This is a genomic window from Pelagerythrobacter rhizovicinus, assembly GCF_004135625.1.
Classification (GTDB): Bacteria; Pseudomonadota; Alphaproteobacteria; order Sphingomonadales; family Sphingomonadaceae; genus Pelagerythrobacter; species Pelagerythrobacter rhizovicinus.
In genome coordinates, this window is sequence record NZ_SDPV01000002.1 from 745,544 (window position 1) to 763,085 (window position 17,542).

Below are 17,542 nucleotides of genomic sequence, written 5' to 3' on the forward strand. Positions count from 1 at the left end.
GGCCACGTCAGAATACGGGATCGAAGCCTTGCAAAACCAGCGCAACCTCCTGCTCGCCGTCCTGCTGAGCGGCCTGCTGATTCTCGGCTGGGATGCCGGGATGAGCTGGCTCTATCCGCAGCCGGAGAGCACCGCGGTCGAGGGTAAGGTCGACACGCCGGCCGAAGTCGTCGAGGCTCGTCATACCCGCGAGGGCGGCCTGACCGACCCGGGAGAGATCGCGCAGGAGAAGGCGGACCTCGCAACCTCGCTCGCGGCTCCGGATCGGGTGACTATCGAGGCGCCGGATCTTACCGGATCGATCAATCCGGTGGGTGCGCGCGTCGACGACGTCACGCTCCAGAGTCAGCGCGAATCGGTGAAGGAAGACAGCGGCCCCGTCCGTCTGTTCTCGCCGCAGGGCACCCCGGCGCAGCACTTCGCGCAGTTCGGCTGGGTCGGCGAAGGCCTCCGGGTACCCGATACCGACACCGTATGGCAGGTCGAAGGCGGTCCGCTGACGCCCGAAAGTCCCGTCATCATGCGTTGGGACAACGGCGAAGGGCAGATCTTCTCGATCCGCCTGACCGTGGACGACAACTTCATGATCACCGCCGAGCAGACCGTCGCCAACACCGGCGAAGGCGCGGTGATCGTGCGGCCCTTCGCACTGCTCAACCGGACCAGCCGCACCGCCAGTCCGAGCACCTGGACGCTCCATTCGGGCCCGATCGGCTACTTCGGCGACGGTGTGCAGTTCGGCCCCGACTACGATGAGCTGGACGAGGACGGCGTTGCCGCTCCCGAAGGCCGCGCGGGCTGGATCGGGTTCACCGATATCTACTGGCTCTCCGCGCTCGCGCCCGAGGCCGGCAGCACGCCCGAGGCCGAGTTCCGCCCGCTCGGAGGCGAGCATTACCGGGCCTCCCTGGTCTATCAGCCGGTCAGCGTGGCTTCGGGGAGACAAGTCGCGCGCACGACGCAGCTCTTCGTCGGCGCCAAGGACAGCGCGATCCTCAACGACTATGAAGAGGCGGGCATCCCCGGCTTCGGCAACGCGATCGACTGGGGTTGGTTTGGCGTGATCGAGAAGCCGATCCTGTGGTTGCTCAAGCAGCTCTACGATCTGGCCGGCAATTTCGGCGTGGCGATCATTCTGCTCACCGTGATCGTGCGCCTGCTGATGTTCCCCATCGCGCAGAAGCAGTTCGCCTCCATGGCGGCGATGAAGGCCGTCCAGCCGAAGATGAAGGCGATCCAGGAGCGCTACAAGGACGACAAGCAGAAGCAGCAGCAGGAGATCATGAAGCTGTACAAGGACGAAGGCGTCAATCCGCTCGCCGGGTGCCTTCCCCTGCTGCTCCAGATCCCGATCTTCTTCGGACTCTACAAGGTCCTGATGCTGTCGATCGAGATGCGCCACAAGCCCTTCGCGCTGTGGATCGAGGACCTTTCCGCGCCCGATCCGGCGCACATTCTCAACCTCTTCGGCCTGCTGCCGTTCGATGTGCCGAGCCTGATCGCGATCGGTCCGCTGGCCGTGCTGCTGGGCGTGACCATGTGGCTTACTTTCAAGCTCAACCCGAGTGCGATGGACCCGATGCAGCAGCAGATCTTCAACATCATGCCCTGGGTACTGATGTTCGTCATGGCGCCGTTCGCGGCCGGCCTGCTGCTCTACTGGATCACCAACAACGTGCTGACGCTGGCGCAGCAGAGCTACCTCTATTCGAGGAACCCCCAGCTCAAGGCGCAGGCGGAGAAGGAAAAGGCCGACCGGCAGAAGGCGGCCGAGGGCGAGCAGAAGGGCAAGGCGTGAGCGAGCCTTCCGACGCCCCGGAGCTGGAGGAACGCGCGGCTAAGCTGTTTTCGGGCAGGGTCGAGTTCCTGCTGTCCGCCCCGCAGCTCAAGTTCCTGCCTGAGCCGACGGTGCCGGAAATCGCGTTCTGCGGCCGCAGCAACGTGGGCAAGAGCTCCCTGCTCAACGCGCTCACCGGGCGCAGAGCGATCGCGCGTACGTCGGTTACGCCGGGCCGGACGCAGGAGCTGAACTTCTTCGAGGTCGGCAATCCCACGCTGTTCCGCCTGGTCGACATGCCCGGCTACGGCTTCGCCAAGGCACCGGTCAAAGTGGTCGAGCGCTGGCGGCAGCTCGTGCGGACATACCTCAAGGGCCGGGACGTGCTCCACCGCACGCTGGTGCTGATCGATTCGCGGCACGGCCTCAAGGACGTCGATCGCGAGATGATGAAGATGCTCGACGAGACCGCCGTCGGCTACCGCCTGGTTCTCACCAAGGCCGACAAGATCAAGGCGAGCGAGCTTGCCGCGGTACGCGACGCGACCGCGGCCGAGGCGCGCAAGCATCCCGCGGCGCACCCCACGCTCCACGTGACCAGTTCCGAGAAAGGCATGGGCATCGCCGAACTGCGCGCGGCGGTGCTGGAAGACGCGCGGGTATAATCTCGACAGGTCCCGGGGGACCCCTTAGGGCCGGCATGGCACAAGCGGTGGGCATGCGATGAAGCTGATTATCGGCAACAAGAACTATTCGAGCTGGAGCTTGCGCGCCTGGCTTGCGCTCAAGCAGTCGGGCCTCTCGTTCGAGGAGCTGATCGTCAACATCGGCGGCGAGGAATGGGCCTCGGTGCGGCGGGAATCGGGCGAGATCATGCCCTCGGGCAAAGTGCCGGTGCTGTGGGACGGCGAGACCGTGATCTGGGACAGCTTCGCCATTCTCGAGTACCTCGCCGACAAGGTCGGGCGCGAGCGCTTCTGGCCGAAGGACGACACCGCGCGCGGGATGGCGCTGTCGATGGTCGCCGAGATGCACAGCTCCTACCAGGCGCTGCGTAGCCAGTGCCCGATGAATGTGCGCAAGCGGTTCGAGGGCGTGCGGATCTCCGACGAGGCGAAGGCGGACATCGTGCGCATCCTCCAGCTCTGGGCCGAGGCGCGCGCGCGTTTCGGCAAGGGCGGGCCGTTCCTGTTCGGCACGTTCGGCGCGGCGGACGTGTTCTACGCGCCGGTCGTCAGCCGCTTCATCACCTACGGCATCGCCGTGCCCGGTTTCGCCCGGGTCTACATGGAGGCGGTGTGGGAACACGAATGGATGCAGGCGTGGATCGAGGGCGCGGAAGACGAACGATGGGTAATCGAGCAGTACGAAGCCGCGCCGCGCACTTGATCGGCACCCTTGCGCTGCTGCTCGCGGCGCTGCTCCCGGCTTCCGCCAATGCCTGGGGCTATTACGGCCACCAGACGACCGCGCGCATCGCGCTTGCCAATGTCACGCCGGAAACCCGCGCAGCGATCGCGCGGCTCGTCGCGCACGAGAAGGAGCTCGGCACGCCCGAGTGCCGTGTGGCCGACCTGGCCGATGCCGCGGTGTGGCCGGATTGCCTTCGCGGCACCTACTGGCGTTGGGCCTATACCTTCTCCTGGCACTACCGCACCGCGCCGGTGTGCGAGGCTTACGATGCGACGAAGCATTGTTCGGGCGGCAACTGCGTCACGGCGCAGATCGAACGCAACTTCCGCATCCTGTCCGACGAGAGCCTGCCCGCCAACGTGCGGCTGGAGGCGCTCGCCTTCATGGTCCACTTCGCGGGCGACGTGCACATGCCGCTCCATTCGGGCGACAAGGACGACCGCGGGGGCAACGACCGGGTGACCGATTACGGCATCGTGCCCGACCGCAACCTCCACTCGATCTGGGACAGCGCGCTCGCCGAACGCGCCATCACCGCGGCCGAGCCGCCGCTGGTGCGGCGATATTCGCGAGAGGAGAAGGCGGCGCTCGCCGGCGGCGGTCCCGCCGACTGGGGTCGTGAAAGCTGGCAGATCGCGCGAGATTTCGTCTACCCCAACGCCTTCGACCGCAATCCCTGCGAAGGCGACCTGCCGCTCGAAACCGCCCTGACGCAGGAGGACATCGTCGCCGCCATCCCCGTGGTCGAGCGCCGCGTGACACAGGCGGGCCTGCGGATAGCGGACCTCCTCGATGCGGCCTTCGCTCCCGGAGCGGCGGGCGAGTTGCCCTAGGCGTCCAGGAACGGCGCCACGATTTCGCGCCGCACGCGCGCCAGGCGCCCGCTTTCCCGATCGAGCATCGCCCAGGTCGTCGCGGCGGCGACGATGAGCTTGCCGGCAGCGTCGCGGAATTCGACCCGGCGCACCGAAGTCGCACCGCGGGGTTCGCCTTCGATCCAGGTTTCGCCGGTCACGCTCTCGCCCTCGGCCACGTTGCCGCGATAGTCGATCTCGTGCCGCGTCACGACCCAGACGTAGTCGCGCACATGCTCGGGTGCGGCCGCCGCTTCCCAGTGCGCGGTCGCGAGATCCTGAACCCACTGCACCCACACCGCGTTGTTGACGTGGCCCATCACGTCGATGTGCTCGGGCCTCGCGGTGAAGGTGCGCTGGAAACGGCTGGTCACTTTTGCCGCCCTGCCGCTTCGGTGCTCGAGGGCATGGCGGCCATCCCCATCTGCCACAGGATGAAGGCGAACTCCTCGGCGGTTTCCTCAAGGCTCTCGAACCGCCCGGACTTGCCGCCGTGGCCCGCGCCCATGTTGGTCTTGAGCAACAGCTCGTTGTCGTCGGTCTTGAGCTCGCGCAGCCGGGCGACCCACTTCGCCGGCTCCCAGTACGTCACGCGCGGATCGTTGAGCCCGGCCGTCACCAGCATCGGCGGATAGGGCTGCGCGCGCACGTTGTCGTAGGGGCTGTAGCTGCGGATCAGTTCGAACGCCGCCTTGTCCTCGACCGGGTTGCCCCATTCGGGCCACTCGCCCGGCGTCAGCGGCAGGCTCGCGTCGAGCATGGTGTTGAGCACGTCCACGAAGGGCACGTGGGCGACGACCGCGCCCCAGAGATCGGGGTCGGAGTTGATCACCGCACCCATCAGCTCGCCGCCCGCCGAGCCGCCCGAGATGCTGATCTTGCCCGCTTCGGTGTAGCCGCGCGCGATCAGTCCCTTTGCCGTATCGACGAAGTCGGTGAAGGTGTTGACCCGCCGCTCGAGCTTGCCGGCCTTGTACCAGGCGCGGCCGAGATCGTCGCCGCCGCGGATATGCGCGATGGCATAGGCGAAGCCGCGGTCGACCAGGCTGAACCGCGTGGTCGAAAAACCCGGCGGAATGGCGATGCCATAGGCGCCGTAGCCGTAGAGGTGCAGCGGCCCGGGGCCTTCCTTCAAGTCATTGGCGCGGTCGGCGCGGTAGAGGATCGAGACCGGGATCGGCGTGCCGTCGCGCGCCGGAATCTCGATCCGCTCGGTGCGGTAGAGCGAGGCATCGTAGCCGGACGGGATCTCCTGCACTTTCAGCGTCTCGAGCCGCCGCTCGGCCACATGGTAGTCATAGACCGTCGAGGGGCTGACCATGCTCTCGTAGGACAGCCGCAGCGCGCGGCTCTCGAACTCGGGATTGTTGCCGAGCCCGGCGGAGTAGCTTTCCTCGGGAAAGGCGATCGGCTCCACCCGCTCGGGGTCGCCGTAGTATCGCACCTCAATCGTATCGAGGCCCGCCTGCCGCCCCTCGACCACATAGAAGTCGCGGAACAGCGCGAACCCGGTGAGGTAGAATTCGTCCGAACCCTCGATCAGCGTCGTCCAGTCGGACGGTTCGGTGAGCGGCGCGGTCGCGAGGCGGAAGTTCTCGTGGGTGTCGTTGGCGTGGACAAACAGCGTCTCGCCGTTCGTGTCGACGTCGTACTCCACGCCCTTGCGCCGTGCACGGACCAGCAGCGGCTCGGCCAGGGGATCGTCCGCCGGAACCAGCCGGACCTCGCTCGTCTCGTGGTCGCTGGTGCCAACGATCAGCCACTTGTCGTCCGCCGAGAGCGTCGAGCCGACGCGGAAGCCCTCGTCGTCCTCGTGGTAGAGCTCGACGTCCTCGCTCGGCGGCTGACCGAGCCAGTGGAGCCGCGCATTGTCCGTCCGCCACTGCTCGTTGGCGAGCGAGTAGACGATCCCGGTATCGCCCGCGACCCAGACCAGGGACGAGAGCGTGCCGGGAATCTCGTCGGGCAGCAGTTCGCCGGTCGCCAGATCCTTGATCCGCACGGTGAACCGTTCGGAGCCGTTGTCGTCGATCGAATAGGCGAGCTTGCTCCCGTCCTGGCTGACCGACAGCGCCCCGACGCGGAAGTAGTCCTTGCCTTCGGCCAGCGCGGGTTCGTCGAGGATGAGCTGGTCGGCGCTGCCGTCGTCGGGCGCGCCGACCGGGCGGCGCCACCATTTCTTGTACTCGGCGCCTTCCTCGAACTCGATCCAGTACAGCCAGTCGCCGTCCTTCTGCGGGACCGACTTGTCCGCCTCCTTGATCCGCGCCCGCATCTCCTTGAACAGCGCGTCGACCAGCGGGCGGTAGGGCTTCATCCGCGCTTCGAACCAGGCGTTCTCCGCCGCGAGGTGCGCGAGGACTTCGGGGTCCTCCACCGCCGGGTAGCCCTCGTCACGCAGCCAGGCGTAATCATCGGAAATCTCGAGCCCGTGATGCGTTGCTTTCACGGGCCGCTTCGCCGCGATCGGCGGTCCAAATACGGATTGTTCGGTGGCATGATCCATCCCGCGCCTCTATGTGGGCCACGAAAGGACCGCAACCATGCTGATGCAAACCCACGAAGCCCGTCTCACCGCCCTGCGCGAGGAACTGAAGCGACGAGGGCTGGATGGTTTCGTCGTTCCGATCTCCGACGAGCACATGAGCGAGTACATCGGCGGCTATGCCCAGCGCCTCGCCTGGCTGACCGGCTTCGGCGGCTCGGCCGGCAGCGCGGTGGTGCTCAAGGATCGCGCCGCCATGTTCATCGACGGCCGCTATACGATCCAGGTGCGCGAGCAGGTCGACGGCAAGCTCTACGACTACTGCCTGGTGCCGCAGGTCTCGATGGGCAAGTGGATCGCCGAGAACGCTCCCGAGGGCGCGAAGATCGGGTTCGACCCCTGGCTCCACACCAAGGGCTGGGCCGACCAGGTCGGCAAGGCGCTGGCGAAGAAGGGCAGCGAACTAGTCGCGGTCGAGAGCAATCCGGTCGATGCCGTGTGGGCCGACCGGCCCGAGCCTTCGCCGGCGCCCGCGCTGGTTCATGCGGACGAGCACGCCGGCCGGTCGAGCGCGGAGAAGCGTGCCGAAGTCGCCGACTGGCTCAAGAGCGAGGGCTATGACGCCGCGGTGGTCTCCGCGCTCGATTCGATCGCATGGCTGCTCAACATTCGCGGGGCCGACGTCGAGCGGACGCCGGTCGCGCTATCCTACCTCATCGCGCATGACGACGGCACGGCAGAGCTGTTCATCGCACCCGAGAAAGTCACGCCCGAGCTGGAGAAACACCTCGGCAACGCGGTGACGATCCGCGCACGCAGCGAATTCGAGAGCGCGCTGTCGGGCATGAAGGGCAAGAGCGTCTCGGTCGATCCCGACTACGGCGTGGCGGCGATCTTCCGCCTGCTCGAGGATGCCGGTGCGAAGCCGGTCGCGGAGCGCGATCCGGTGATCCTGCCCAAGGCGATCAAGAACCCGGTCGAGCAGGAAGGCCACCGCCGGGCGCAGGAGCGCGACGGCGCGGCTGTCGCGCGGTATCTCCACTGGCTCTCGGTCGCGGCGCCCAAGGGCGGCGAGACGGAGCTTTCCGCCGCAGCCAAGCTGCAGGAATTCCGCCTCGCCACCGGCGCGCTGAAGGACAACAGCTTCGACACGATTTCCGCGGCCGGGCCGCATGCGGCGATCCCGCACTACCGGGTCGACGAGGAATCGAACCTGCCGATCGAGCCGGGCAGCGTGTTCCTGTGCGATTCGGGCGGCCAGTATCTCGACGGCACGACCGACATCACGCGCACCGTGTGGATCGCCGCGCCTGACGGCTCGGCAGAGCCCTCGGCCGAGCAGAAGGACCGCTTCACCCGCGTGCTCAAGGGCCATATCGCGATCGATCGTGCGGTCTTCCCGCAGGGGACCAACGGCAGCCAGCTCGATGCCTTCGCGCGCCAGTTCCTGTGGCAGGCGGGGGTCGACTACGGCCATGGCACCGGCCACGGCGTCGGCAGCTATCTCGGCGTTCACGAGGGGCCGCAGCGCATCGCCAAGGCGAGCGGCGGGCAGGCCGGCACGGGGCAGGAGCTCCATGCCGGGATGATCCTCTCGAACGAGCCCGGCTACTACAAGGGCGGCGAATACGGCATTCGCATCGAGAACCTGATCCTGACGGTGAAGCGCGACATTCCCGGCGGCGAGGGCGAGTGGCTCGGGTTCGAGACGCTCACGTTCGTGCCGATCGACCGCACGCTGGTCGACCGCTCGCTGCTGACCGAGGAGGAGATCGCCTGGTGGAACGACTACCACGCGAAGACTCGCAAAATCCTCGCGCCGCAGCTCGACGGCGAGGCGCTCGCGTGGCTCGAGGAGGCCTGCCGGCCGCTCTGAAAAGGTCTTTCCTACACGATCATGTTCCTGTAATGTTCCTCTCGGTCGCGAGTCGCTGATGGGAGAGATGCGATGATCGGGTATGTAACGCTGGGCACCAATGATCTGCAGGGCAACGCCGGGTTCTACGATGCGCTCGCCGCAGAGATGGGCGTCGGAAGGATCATGGATTTCGACACGTTCGTCGTCTGGGGCGAGCTGGGCGGCAGCGGCGCCGGTATCTCGCTGGTCAAGCCTTACGACGGCAACACGGCGACGGTCGGTAACGGAACCATGGCTGCGCTTCAGGCGAAGGATCCCGAGCAGGTCAAGCGGCTATACGAGATCGCGCTCGCCAACGGCGGCAGCGACGAAGGTGCGCCCGGGCCGCGCGGTGAGCCGGATGCGCAGGGCAACACGTTCTACGCCGCCTACTTCCGCGATCGCGAGGGCAACAAGCTCAACGCCTTCTGCATGGCGCGGGACCAATGAGCGGGATGTCGATTGAGCGGTTTCCCATTCATCTCGGGCTCGACGCCACGGCGGTGCGCGAGCCCGAGTTCACCGGCATGGAATGGTACGGCGACTATGCCGCGCGCCATGCCGCCGACGGGAAGGAAGGGCGGCTGGTGAGCTTCCATCGCTTCACCCAGCCGTGGGACAGCTGGGAGATGCACCCGGCGGGCGACGAGGTCGTGCTGTGCCTCGAAGGCGCGCTGACGCTGCATCAGGAACATGCCGACGGCTCGACCGAGACGGTGACGCTCGGGTCCGGCGAATACGCGATCAATCCGCCGGGCACCTGGCACACGGCGGATATCGAGGGCGAAGCGGCGGCGCTGTTCATCACCGCGGGCGAAGGGACCGAGCACCGGCCTCGCTAGGCCGCACTGCTGCTCCCGATCCTTGCGCGCGGTTGAACGCGGCGCCGGCGCTGCGACAAACCGCGACACTTCGCCGCTTCGCGGAGATAATCGTGCGACAATCGCAGGCTAGAAAGGCACTCTGAGCTGCGGGAGCCGCCTTCAACCTCCCCCCTTCCGGGCGGTCTCGCAGTTCAACCTTTCCCCCGAACGGAGGTTCGACGATGAACAAGATCGCCCTTACCCTTTCCGCCGCCGCACTTGCCCTGGGCGGTGCGACTGCTGTTCTCGCTCAGCAGGAAGGCAGCCGTCACGGCCCCGATGCGAACGGCGACGGCAACGTGACCCGCGCCGAAATGGCGGCGCACGCAGGCGCGATGTTCGACCGGCTCGATGCCAACGGCGACGGCCGGATCGACGCTGCCGATCGTGAGGCCCGCAAGGCCCAGCGCTTCGCGCGCCTCGACGCCGACGGCGATGGCGAGGTGACGCAGGCCGAGATGGACGCGCATCGCGCCGAGCGCCGCGCGAAAATGGCCGAGCGGCGCGCAGAGCGTGCGGAGAAGCGCGAAGAGCGCCGCACCGAGCGCTTCGCCCGGCTCGATACCGACGGCAGCGGCGGCGTGTCCCAGGCCGAGATGCAGGCCGCGCGCAAGGCACGCAGCGAAGCCCGCGGCGAACGCGGCACCCGCCCGATGTCCCATGGCCGCCGCGGCGGCCGCATGATGGGCATGGCGATGCTGCGCGGGGCCGACGCCGATGGCGACAAGGCGATCACGCGCGCCGAATTCGATGCCGCGCTCGAGCGCCGCTTCGCCCGTTCGGATGCCAATGGTGACGGCACGATCACAGCGGCCGAGCGCAAGGCCGGCCACGAGGCGATGCGCGAGCGGATGAAGGAACGCCGGGCCGCGCGCCAGGCAGACTGAACGCAGCTCGCTTGATCGCCGGCAGGTCGAAAGCCTAGGCGGGGAGACGATGGACGAAACCGCGCCCACACGCCTGCTGCTGGTCGACGATGAGGCCAGCCTGCGCGAACCCCTGGCGGAGTATCTGACCCGCCAGGGGTTCGTCGTGCGGCAGGCGCCCAGCGCCGCCGCGGCGCGCAGCGCGCTGATCGACGAGGTCCCCGACCTCGTGCTGCTCGACATCATGATGCCGGGCGAGGACGGGCTGTCGCTCTGCCGTCATCTGGTCGAAGCGCGCGATCTCCCGGTAATCTTCCTGACCGCGAAAGGCGAAGCAACCGACCGTATCGTCGGGCTCGAGATCGGCGCCGATGACTATGTCGTGAAACCCTTCGAACCGCGTGAGCTGGTCGCCCGCATCCGCTCGGTCCTGCGCCGCGCCGGGCGGCCGGCCGTGCCTGCGGAACGCGACGCGCATTACCTGTTCGAAGGCTGGCGGCTCGACCCGCTCAAGCGCAAGCTGACCGATCCCGAAGGCGCGGTGGTTCCGATCTCGACCGCCGAGTTCCGTCTGCTGCGCGCCTTTCTCGATCATCCGCGCCAGGTGCTCGACCGCGACAAGCTGCTAGACATGGTCCAGGGACGCGAGGCCCACCTGTTCGACCGGGCGGTCGATAACCAGGTCAGCCGCCTGCGCCGCAAGATCGAGGAAGACAGCCGCAGCCCCCATTTCATCCAGACCGTGCGCGGGGGCGGCTACCGCTTCGCCGCCACGGTGCGCCGCGCGGCGCCCGAGCGGAACTGAGGCATGCGCTTCTGGCCCCGAAGCCTGCTCGGACAGATGCTGCTGGCGGTTGCGCTCGTGCTGCTGCTCGCACAGGCGATTTCCGCCGCGCTGCTGTGGCAAGCCGCGGAGGCGCGGCGCGAGGCAGCGGTCCTCAACGCGGCCGCCTTCGCCTTCATCGTGCGGGGCGAGCCACGCAACGAGGGCGACGGACGATGGCGCGGGCAGGGACCGCGCAGACATCTGATCGACCGCTTCACACGTCCGCTTCGGATCGAGCGGACCGATAGCTTCGCGCCGCGGCCCGGCGACGACATCGACCCCGAACGTGCCGAGGCGCTGCGCGCCGTGGTGGAGGATCAGGGAACCGCCGTAGCCGAACTGATCGTTGTCGAGCGACCGATAGCGCGCGATCCCTACATCCTGGACCGCCCTCGCCTGCACAGGCGGCTGGCGTCCGGCAATGGCGAGCGGCGACAGGTGCTCGTTGCCGCACTCAAGCGGAGCGGCGGCGACGGCTGGATGGTCGCACGCGTTCCCATTCCGCCGCGCCAGCGGGGCGTGATCGGATCGATCCTGCTGCAGACGCTGGTGATCTACGTGCTGCTCGTCGGCCTCCATTTCCTCCTTCTGCGGCGGATCACGCGCCCGCTCGCCGCGCTGACCGAACGGACCGAAACCTTCGCCCGCACGCAAAACGCCGACGGCCAGCTTGCACCCGACGGGCCGCACGACGTGCGCCGCCTCATTGCCGCGCACAACGCGATGGAGGCGCGCATCGCAGCGCTGCTGGACGAGAAGGACGTGATGCTCGGCGCCATCGGGCACGATCTCAAGACGCCCCTTGCCGCGCTGCGCGTGCGGATCGAGTCGGTCGAGGACGAAAGCGAGCGTGCGAAGATGGCCGCGACGATCGAGGACATCACCCGTTCGCTCGACGATATCCTCTCCCTCGCCCGTGTCGGCCGCGCCAGCGAACCGCCCGAACGCGCCGACCTCGCCGCGCTGACTGCCGCCGTGGTCGAGGAGTTCGAGGACATGGGCGAACCCGTCGCGTTGGGGCCGACGACCCGCATCGCCCTGCCGGTGCACATCACCTGGCTGCGCCGCGCCTTGCGCAACCTGATCGCCAATGCGGTTCGCTACGCCGGCGAGGCCGAGGTCGCGCTGCTCCGCGACGGCGGCCGGGCGGTCCTGCGTGTCGACGACCGGGGCCCCGGGATCCCCGAAGGGCGCATCGCGGAGATGACCGAACCCTTCACGCGCGGCGAGGCTTCGCGAAATCGCGAAACGGGCGGCGCCGGCCTCGGCCTCACGCTTGCGCGCGCGATCGCCGAGCAGCACGGCGGCGATCTCGTCCTCGTCAATCGCGCAGGAGGTGGCCTGCGCGCCGAGATACGGCTGCCGCTCCAGTCGGAGACGGATTCGGCCAGGAAAGGCGCAAGCTAGCCGCCGACCTCCCCGATCGGGATCGCAGTTCGCGCGAGATCAGCGCGCAAGCTTCTCGCGCGAAAGGCGGAGCGTGACCGCAAGACCTTCCTTGCGCCAGTCGCGTTCGATCTCGCCGTCGAGCTGCGCGGTCACGCTCATGTCGATCAGCCGCGTACCGAAGCCTCGCCCTTCGGACGGGGTGGGTTCCGGTCCCCCGCTCTCGACCCAGCGAACCACCGTATGCTTGCCCTCCGGCTCGAGCGATATGGCAACGCGCCCCCTCTCCACCGACAGTGCGCCGTACTTGACCGAATTGGTCGCCAGCTCGTGCACCACCAGCGCGAGCGGCGTGGCCGAGCGCGCACCGACCGGCGCCGTGTCCCCTTCGACGGAAATGCGCCCCGATCCCTCGCCGGCGAACGGTTCGAGCAGTCCGCCGATCAGGTCACGGAGGTCGCCCGATCCCTGGTCGCCCGAGAACTGAACGAAGTCCTGCGCCTTGCCCAGCGCGGAAATCGTGCCGACCAGATTCTCGCCGAATGCGCGCAATTCTTCGTGGCCGCGGGTGCGGACCGAGATCAGCCCGGAGATCAGCGCGAAGATGTTCTTGATCCGGTGCGCCATCTCGTGCGCGACCGCCCCGCTGCTGTCGGCCTGGCGCCGCTTCTCGTCGACGTCGGTGAGCGTGCCGAACCAGCGCACGATCGCGCCGCTCTCGTCCCGCACCGGCAGAGCGCGCGCCATTGTCCAGCGCCAGCCGCCGTCGGCATAGCGCAGGCGGTACTCGGCCTCGTAGGTCGTGCCGCGTGCCGAACAGGCGGTCCAGCTGGCGTAAGTGGCCTCCCAGTCGTCCGCATGGATGAACGGCTGCCAGCCCTCGATATCGATCGGCGGTCTGCCGCCCGTTACCTTCTCCCACCGGCCGCTGAAGTAGTCGAACCGGCCCTTCCCGTCGGACGACCAGATGATATCGGGCAGCCAGTCGCCGAGCGTACGGAACTGCGCATTGCGGCGGGCATGCTCGGCCTCGCTCTCGCGCGATTCGCGGCGCGCCTGGATGCGGCGCTTGACCGCCTGGGCCAGCACCGTGAGCCCCTGCCGCTGCAGGTCGGTCAACCCGTCCGGCCGCGGCAGGGTATCGATCACGCACACCGCCCCGAGCGGCGCGCCCTCGATGGAGATCAGCGGTACGCCCGCGTAGAATCGCAACCCGAAAGCGCCAGTCACCAGCTCGAACCCGGCAAACCGCGGGTCCTTTGTCGCGTCGGGCACGACCAGCATCTCGGCCCCCATCATGGCGTGGGCGCAGAAGCTGGTCGAACGCGGCGTCTCGTCGATGTCGACGCCGGTCCGCGCGAGGAACCGCTGCCGTTCGGCTTCGACCAGCGTCACCAGCGAAACCGGCGCGTCGCACAGGCGTGCGGCGAAGCCGGTGATTTCCGCCAGTTCGGGATCTTCGTTGAGCGACGCGAAACCGTGTGCACCGATGATCTTCGCGCGCTCGCTTTCGCCGCAAAGCGCGGGCGCGGGAGCCGCGTCATCCGGCCAAAGGGTCGACTCGTGCAATTTCATTCCGGTCCATCGCCACGGTAGCGGAAAATCGCCCGAATCCCAGATACTTTCCCTATCAGATCTAACATCCGGCAGTTTCGCGCCTCTAGCGCGTTTGCCGCCAATCACGCGCTCGGCTATGCGCGTGACCGCAGACAGGAGTTCTCATGCGCGCCACCCCCGATTTCGATTTCCAGCTCGGCGAGACCGCGGAAATGATCCGCGAAAGCGCGGGCCGCTTCGCCGACGAGCAGATCGCCCCCCTGGCCGAGAAGGCCGACCGCGAAGACTGGTTTCCGCGCGAGCTGTGGCCCGCAATGGGCGCGCTGGGGCTGCACGGGATCACGGTGGAGGAGGAGTTCGGCGGGCTCGGCCTCGGCTATCTCGAGCACGTGATAGCGGTCGAGGAAGTCAGCCGCGCGTCGGCCTCGGTCGGCCTCTCCTACGGCGCGCACTCGAACCTCTGCGTCAACCAGATCCGCCGCTGGGGCAACGAGGAGCAGAAGGCGAAGTACCTGCCGAAGCTCATCTCGGGCGAGCACGTGGGTTCGCTGGCGATGAGCGAGGCGCAGGCCGGTTCCGACGTCGTCTCGATGAAGCTCAAGGCCGAGGCGGTCCCAAGGGGCAACGGCACCGGCTACGTGCTCAACGGCACCAAGTTCTGGATCACCAACGCGACCCACGCCGACACGCTGGTGGTCTATGCCAAGACCGCGCCCGAGGCGGGCAGCCGCGGGATCACCGCTTTCATCATCGAGAAGGACATGGCCGGTTTCTCGATCGGGCAGAAGATCGACAAGATGGGGATGCGCGGCAGCCCAACGGCCGAGCTGGTGTTCGACGACTGCAGGGTGCCGGAAGAGAACGTGATGGGCCCGCTGCACGGCGGCGTCGGCGTGCTGATGAGCGGGCTCGACTACGAGCGCGTCGTGCTCGCGGGTCTTCAGCTCGGCATCATGCAAGCCTGCCTCGACTGCGTGATCCCCTATGTCCGCGAGCGCAAGCAGTTCGGCAAGCCGATCGGCGCGTTCCAGCTCATCCAGGCCAAGGTCGCCGACATGTACGTCGCGCTGCAATCGGCGCGCGCCTACACCTATGCCGTGGCCAAGGCCTGCGACGCTGGGCAGACCACGCGCTTCGACGCGGCCGGCGCGATCCTGCTCGCGAGCGAGAACGCCTTCCGCGTCGCCGGCGAAGCGGTGCAGGCGCTGGGCGGTGCGGGCTACACCAAGGACTGGCCGGTCGAACGCTACCTGCGCGATGCCAAGCTGCTCGACATCGGCGCGGGCACCAACGAAGTTCGCCGCATGCTGATCGGCCGCGAACTCATCGGAGCGGCGGGATGACCGCCCCCGCCCTCGCCACGAAGCTCGATCGCGAAAGTCCCGACGCCAAGGCGCGTTTTGCGCACAACAAGGCGCTGGCCGACGACCTGCGTGCCAGGGTCGCCGCGGCGGCGCTGGGCGGACCGGAGAAGCACCGCGAGCGGCACGTCTCGCGCGGGAAGCTGTTGCCGCGCGACCGCGTGGAGCGGCTACTCGACCCTGGCTCGCCGTTTCTCGAGATCGGCCAGCTTGCGGCGGGCGGGATGTACGAAGGCGACGTCAACGGCGCCTCAATGATCTGCGGGGTCGGTCGCGTATCGGGCCGACAGGTGATGATCGTTGCCAACGATCCGACCGTGAAGGGTGGCTCCTATTACCCGATGACGGTGAAGAAGCACCTGCGCGCGCAAGAGATCGCGCAGGAAAACCGTCTGCCGTGCATCTACCTGGTCGACAGCGGCGGGGCGAACCTGCCCTATCAGGCCGAGGTCTTCCCCGACCGCGACCACTTCGGCCGCATCTTCTTCAATCAGGCGAACATGAGTGCGCTGGGCATCCCGCAGATCGCCTGCGTCATGGGATCGTGCACGGCGGGCGGCGCCTACGTGCCGGCGATGAGCGACGAGACGGTGATCGTCCGCAATCAGGGCACGATCTTCCTCGCCGGCCCGCCGCTGGTGAAGGCTGCCACGGGCGAGGAGATCAGCGCCGAGGATCTCGGCGGCGGGGATCTCCACGCAAAGAAATCCGGCGTGGTCGATCACCTCGCCGAGAACGACGAACACGCGCTGACGATCGTGCGCGACATCGTCAGCCATCTCGGCGAGAACCCGAAAGGCGCGGAGAGCGTGCAGCTGCGCGAGCCGCGCCCGCCGAAGTTCGATGCGGAGGACCTCTATGCCATCGTGCCGGAGGACGTGCGCGCACCCTACGACGTGCACGAGGTGATCGCGCGAATCGTCGACGGCAGCGAGTTCCACGAGTTCAAGCAGCACTATGGCTCGACGCTCGTCTGCGGTTTCGCGCATATCTGGGGCATGCCGGTGGCGATCCTCGCCAACAATGGCGTGCTGTTCTCCGAAAGCGCGCAAAAGGGCGCGCACTTTATCGAGCTCGCCTGCCAGCGCCGCATCCCGCTGCTGTTTCTGCAGAACATCTCCGGCTTCATGGTCGGCGGCAAGTACGAGGCGGAAGGGATCGCAAAGCACGGCGCCAAGCTGGTGACCGCGGTGGCTACCGCCACCGTGCCCAAGATCACGGTGGTGATCGGCGGCAGCTTCGGCGCGGGCAACTACGGCATGTGCGGACGCGCCTATCAGCCGCGCTTCCTGTTCACCTGGCCCAACGCGCGGATCAGCGTGATGGGCGGGGAGCAGGCCGCGAGCGTGCTCGCCACCGTCCACCGCGACGCCGATAGCTGGAGCGCCGAAGAGGCCGAAGCCTTCAAGGCCCCGATCCGGCAGAAGTACGAGGACGAAGGGAACCCTTACTACGCCACCGCGCGCCTGTGGGACGACGGGGTGATCGATCCGGTTCAGACCCGCGACGTTCTCGGCCTCGCCTTCGCCGCCACGCTCGAGGCGCCGATACCGGAGCGGCCGGCGTTCGGCGTATTCCGCATGTAGGGCGGGCGCAGCGAGGGGCACTTCGAAACCCCGGCCCGGCTCGCGCATTGAAGGGGCGAACGCCCACGGAGGAGAGAACCGATGAACAGAGCTGCCCGTTTCGCCTTTGCCGCCCCGCTTGCGCTGACGCTTGCTGCCTGCGGCGACACGACGGAAGTCGACGACCGGGTGGTCGAGACCGCCGAAGTCCAGACCCCCGCCGATGTGACCCTGCCCACCGTCGAGATCGAGTATCCCGAAGTGCCGCTCGATGCCCGCGAAACGGTAGAGTACGCCGGTACGTACGAACTGCGTAACCGCAACAACGAGGTCAACACGATCATGCTGGCGGAGGATGGCACCTACACCTGGACCGCGCCCGACGGGACGGAGACGACCGGCAGCTTCACCTGGGGCGAGGACAACAGCCGCATCCTGATCGCCCGCGATGGCAATACGGAGGCCTTCGCGGTGGCCGAGGATGTGCTCTATCGCCTTCCGGAGCAGGACGCCCCGCTCGCCGGCGAACGCAGCGAGGAGACGACCTGGCGCCGAAGCGATCCTACTCCGACGGACGGCAGCCGGTCGGACCGTCCGGGCGAGTAGCCGACGCCGCAAAATTCGCGCGGCGCGGGCTTTAACCGGCGCGGGTCTGTCCCTAGATTGCGACAAATCACGGGGACGGACCTTTA

Annotated in this window: 16 protein-coding genes; 13 read left to right on the plus strand and 3 right to left on the minus strand. The window is 67.7% G+C overall.

Going from position 1 to position 17,542, the window contains the following annotated elements; genetic code table 11:
- Window positions 1-28 precede the first annotated feature (28 nt).
- From yidC to ETX26_RS11470, 4 genes are read left to right on the plus strand one after another with little or no spacing between them, the layout of a single operon-like run.
- Window positions 29-1,798, plus strand: coding sequence for a membrane protein insertase YidC (gene yidC / locus ETX26_RS11455; protein ID WP_129524804.1), 1,770 nt, complete (start codon window positions 29-31; stop codon window positions 1,796-1,798).
- Complete coding sequence (yihA, locus tag ETX26_RS11460; protein ID WP_129524805.1) at window positions 1,795-2,442, plus strand: ribosome biogenesis GTP-binding protein YihA/YsxC; 648 nt, start codon at window positions 1,795-1,797, stop codon at window positions 2,440-2,442. Before yidC ends, yihA begins: the two co-directional genes overlap by 4 nt.
- A 58-nt stretch (window positions 2,443-2,500) precedes the next feature.
- The gene (locus ETX26_RS11465; RefSeq protein ID WP_129524806.1) at window positions 2,501-3,166 is read left to right on the plus strand and encodes a glutathione S-transferase family protein; all 666 of its coding nucleotides are present in this window, start codon (window positions 2,501-2,503) and stop codon (window positions 3,164-3,166) included.
- The gene (locus ETX26_RS11470) at window positions 3,163-4,023 is read left to right on the plus strand and encodes a S1/P1 nuclease (protein WP_318531660.1); all 861 of its coding nucleotides are present in this window, start codon (window positions 3,163-3,165) and stop codon (window positions 4,021-4,023) included. The genes ETX26_RS11465 and ETX26_RS11470 overlap by 4 nt, the downstream gene beginning before the upstream one ends.
- On the opposite strand, the gene ETX26_RS11475 is transcribed toward ETX26_RS11470, so the two are convergent.
- Both ETX26_RS11475 and ETX26_RS11480 read right to left on the minus strand, forming a co-directional pair.
- Window positions 4,020-4,418: an acyl-CoA thioesterase gene (locus tag ETX26_RS11475; RefSeq protein ID WP_165271757.1), complete on the minus strand. Its 399-nt coding sequence runs from the start codon at window positions 4,416-4,418 to the stop codon at window positions 4,020-4,022. The genes ETX26_RS11470 and ETX26_RS11475 overlap by 4 nt on opposite strands.
- On the minus strand, window positions 4,415-6,550 hold the full coding sequence (locus ETX26_RS11480; protein WP_129524809.1) for a S9 family peptidase: 2,136 nt from the start codon (window positions 6,548-6,550) through the stop codon (window positions 4,415-4,417). The genes ETX26_RS11475 and ETX26_RS11480 overlap by 4 nt, the downstream gene beginning before the upstream one ends.
- A gap of 37 nt (window positions 6,551-6,587) precedes the next feature.
- Between ETX26_RS11480 and ETX26_RS11485 the strand changes: the two genes are divergently transcribed.
- The 6 genes from ETX26_RS11485 to ETX26_RS11510 all read left to right on the plus strand — a co-directional run bounded on the left by ETX26_RS11485 (window position 6,588) and on the right by ETX26_RS11510 (window position 12,388).
- Window positions 6,588-8,405 (plus strand): aminopeptidase P family protein, encoded by a 1,818-nt coding sequence (locus ETX26_RS11485; protein WP_129524810.1) that lies wholly within the window; start codon window positions 6,588-6,590, stop codon window positions 8,403-8,405.
- Between the two features lie 72 nt (window positions 8,406-8,477).
- Complete coding sequence (locus ETX26_RS11490; protein ID WP_129524811.1) at window positions 8,478-8,876, plus strand: VOC family protein; 399 nt, start codon at window positions 8,478-8,480, stop codon at window positions 8,874-8,876.
- Complete coding sequence (locus tag ETX26_RS11495) at window positions 8,873-9,268, plus strand: cupin domain-containing protein (protein WP_129524812.1); 396 nt, start codon at window positions 8,873-8,875, stop codon at window positions 9,266-9,268. Before ETX26_RS11490 ends, ETX26_RS11495 begins: the two co-directional genes overlap by 4 nt.
- A 203-nt stretch (window positions 9,269-9,471) precedes the next feature.
- The gene (locus tag ETX26_RS11500) at window positions 9,472-10,176 is read left to right on the plus strand and encodes an EF-hand domain-containing protein (protein ID WP_129524813.1); all 705 of its coding nucleotides are present in this window, start codon (window positions 9,472-9,474) and stop codon (window positions 10,174-10,176) included.
- A gap of 49 nt (window positions 10,177-10,225) precedes the next feature.
- Window positions 10,226-10,960: a response regulator gene (locus ETX26_RS11505; RefSeq protein ID WP_129524814.1), complete on the plus strand. Its 735-nt coding sequence runs from the start codon at window positions 10,226-10,228 to the stop codon at window positions 10,958-10,960.
- A gap of 3 nt (window positions 10,961-10,963) precedes the next feature.
- Complete coding sequence (locus ETX26_RS11510) at window positions 10,964-12,388, plus strand: sensor histidine kinase (protein WP_129524815.1); 1,425 nt, start codon at window positions 10,964-10,966, stop codon at window positions 12,386-12,388.
- A 39-nt stretch (window positions 12,389-12,427) separates the two neighbouring features.
- On the opposite strand, the gene ETX26_RS11515 is transcribed toward ETX26_RS11510, so the two are convergent.
- Entirely contained in the window at window positions 12,428-13,942 is a 1,515-nt protein-coding gene (locus ETX26_RS11515; RefSeq protein WP_129524816.1) for a sensor histidine kinase, read from the minus strand.
- Between the two features lie 146 nt (window positions 13,943-14,088).
- Here ETX26_RS11515 and ETX26_RS11520 point away from each other — a divergent pair, with 146 nt between their 5' ends.
- The 3 genes from ETX26_RS11520 (at window position 14,089) to ETX26_RS11530 (ending at window position 17,456) form a co-directional block, all read left to right on the plus strand.
- Complete coding sequence (locus ETX26_RS11520; RefSeq protein ID WP_129524817.1) at window positions 14,089-15,267, plus strand: isovaleryl-CoA dehydrogenase; 1,179 nt, start codon at window positions 14,089-14,091, stop codon at window positions 15,265-15,267.
- Window positions 15,264-16,871, plus strand: coding sequence for a carboxyl transferase domain-containing protein (locus tag ETX26_RS11525; protein ID WP_129524818.1), 1,608 nt, complete (start codon window positions 15,264-15,266; stop codon window positions 16,869-16,871). The genes ETX26_RS11520 and ETX26_RS11525 overlap by 4 nt, the downstream gene beginning before the upstream one ends.
- Before the next feature lie 81 nt (window positions 16,872-16,952).
- Window positions 16,953-17,456 carry a hypothetical protein gene (locus tag ETX26_RS11530; RefSeq protein WP_129524819.1) on the plus strand — a complete coding sequence of 168 codons (504 nt, stop codon included), beginning with the start codon at window positions 16,953-16,955 and terminating at the stop codon, window positions 17,454-17,456.
- The last annotated feature ends 86 nt before the right edge of the window (window positions 17,457-17,542 follow it).

Bases quoted from the DNA above. Each gene is read 5' to 3' on its own strand.
- ETX26_RS11510 (WP_129524815.1), top strand. From the start codon at position 10,964: ATGCGCTTCTGGCCCCGAAGCCTGCTCGGACAGATGCTGCTGGCGGTT.
- ETX26_RS11505 (WP_129524814.1), top strand. From the start codon at position 10,226: ATGGACGAAACCGCGCCCACACGCCTGCTGCTGGTCGACGATGAGGCC.
- ETX26_RS11495 (WP_129524812.1), top strand. From the start codon at position 8,873: ATGAGCGGGATGTCGATTGAGCGGTTTCCCATTCATCTCGGGCTCGAC.
- ETX26_RS11490 (WP_129524811.1), top strand. From the start codon at position 8,478: ATGATCGGGTATGTAACGCTGGGCACCAATGATCTGCAGGGCAACGCC.
- ETX26_RS11520 (WP_129524817.1), top strand. From the start codon at position 14,089: ATGCGCGCCACCCCCGATTTCGATTTCCAGCTCGGCGAGACCGCGGAA.
- ETX26_RS11485 (WP_129524810.1), top strand. From the start codon at position 6,588: ATGCTGATGCAAACCCACGAAGCCCGTCTCACCGCCCTGCGCGAGGAA.
- ETX26_RS11530 (WP_129524819.1), top strand. From the start codon at position 16,953: ATGAACAGAGCTGCCCGTTTCGCCTTTGCCGCCCCGCTTGCGCTGACG.
- ETX26_RS11465 (WP_129524806.1), top strand. From the start codon at position 2,501: ATGAAGCTGATTATCGGCAACAAGAACTATTCGAGCTGGAGCTTGCGC.
- ETX26_RS11525 (WP_129524818.1), top strand. From the start codon at position 15,264: ATGACCGCCCCCGCCCTCGCCACGAAGCTCGATCGCGAAAGTCCCGAC.
- ETX26_RS11480 (WP_129524809.1), bottom strand. From the start codon at position 6,550: ATGGATCATGCCACCGAACAATCCGTATTTGGACCGCCGATCGCGGCG.
- ETX26_RS11515 (WP_129524816.1), bottom strand. From the start codon at position 13,942: ATGAAATTGCACGAGTCGACCCTTTGGCCGGATGACGCGGCTCCCGCG.
- ETX26_RS11500 (WP_129524813.1), top strand. From the start codon at position 9,472: ATGAACAAGATCGCCCTTACCCTTTCCGCCGCCGCACTTGCCCTGGGC.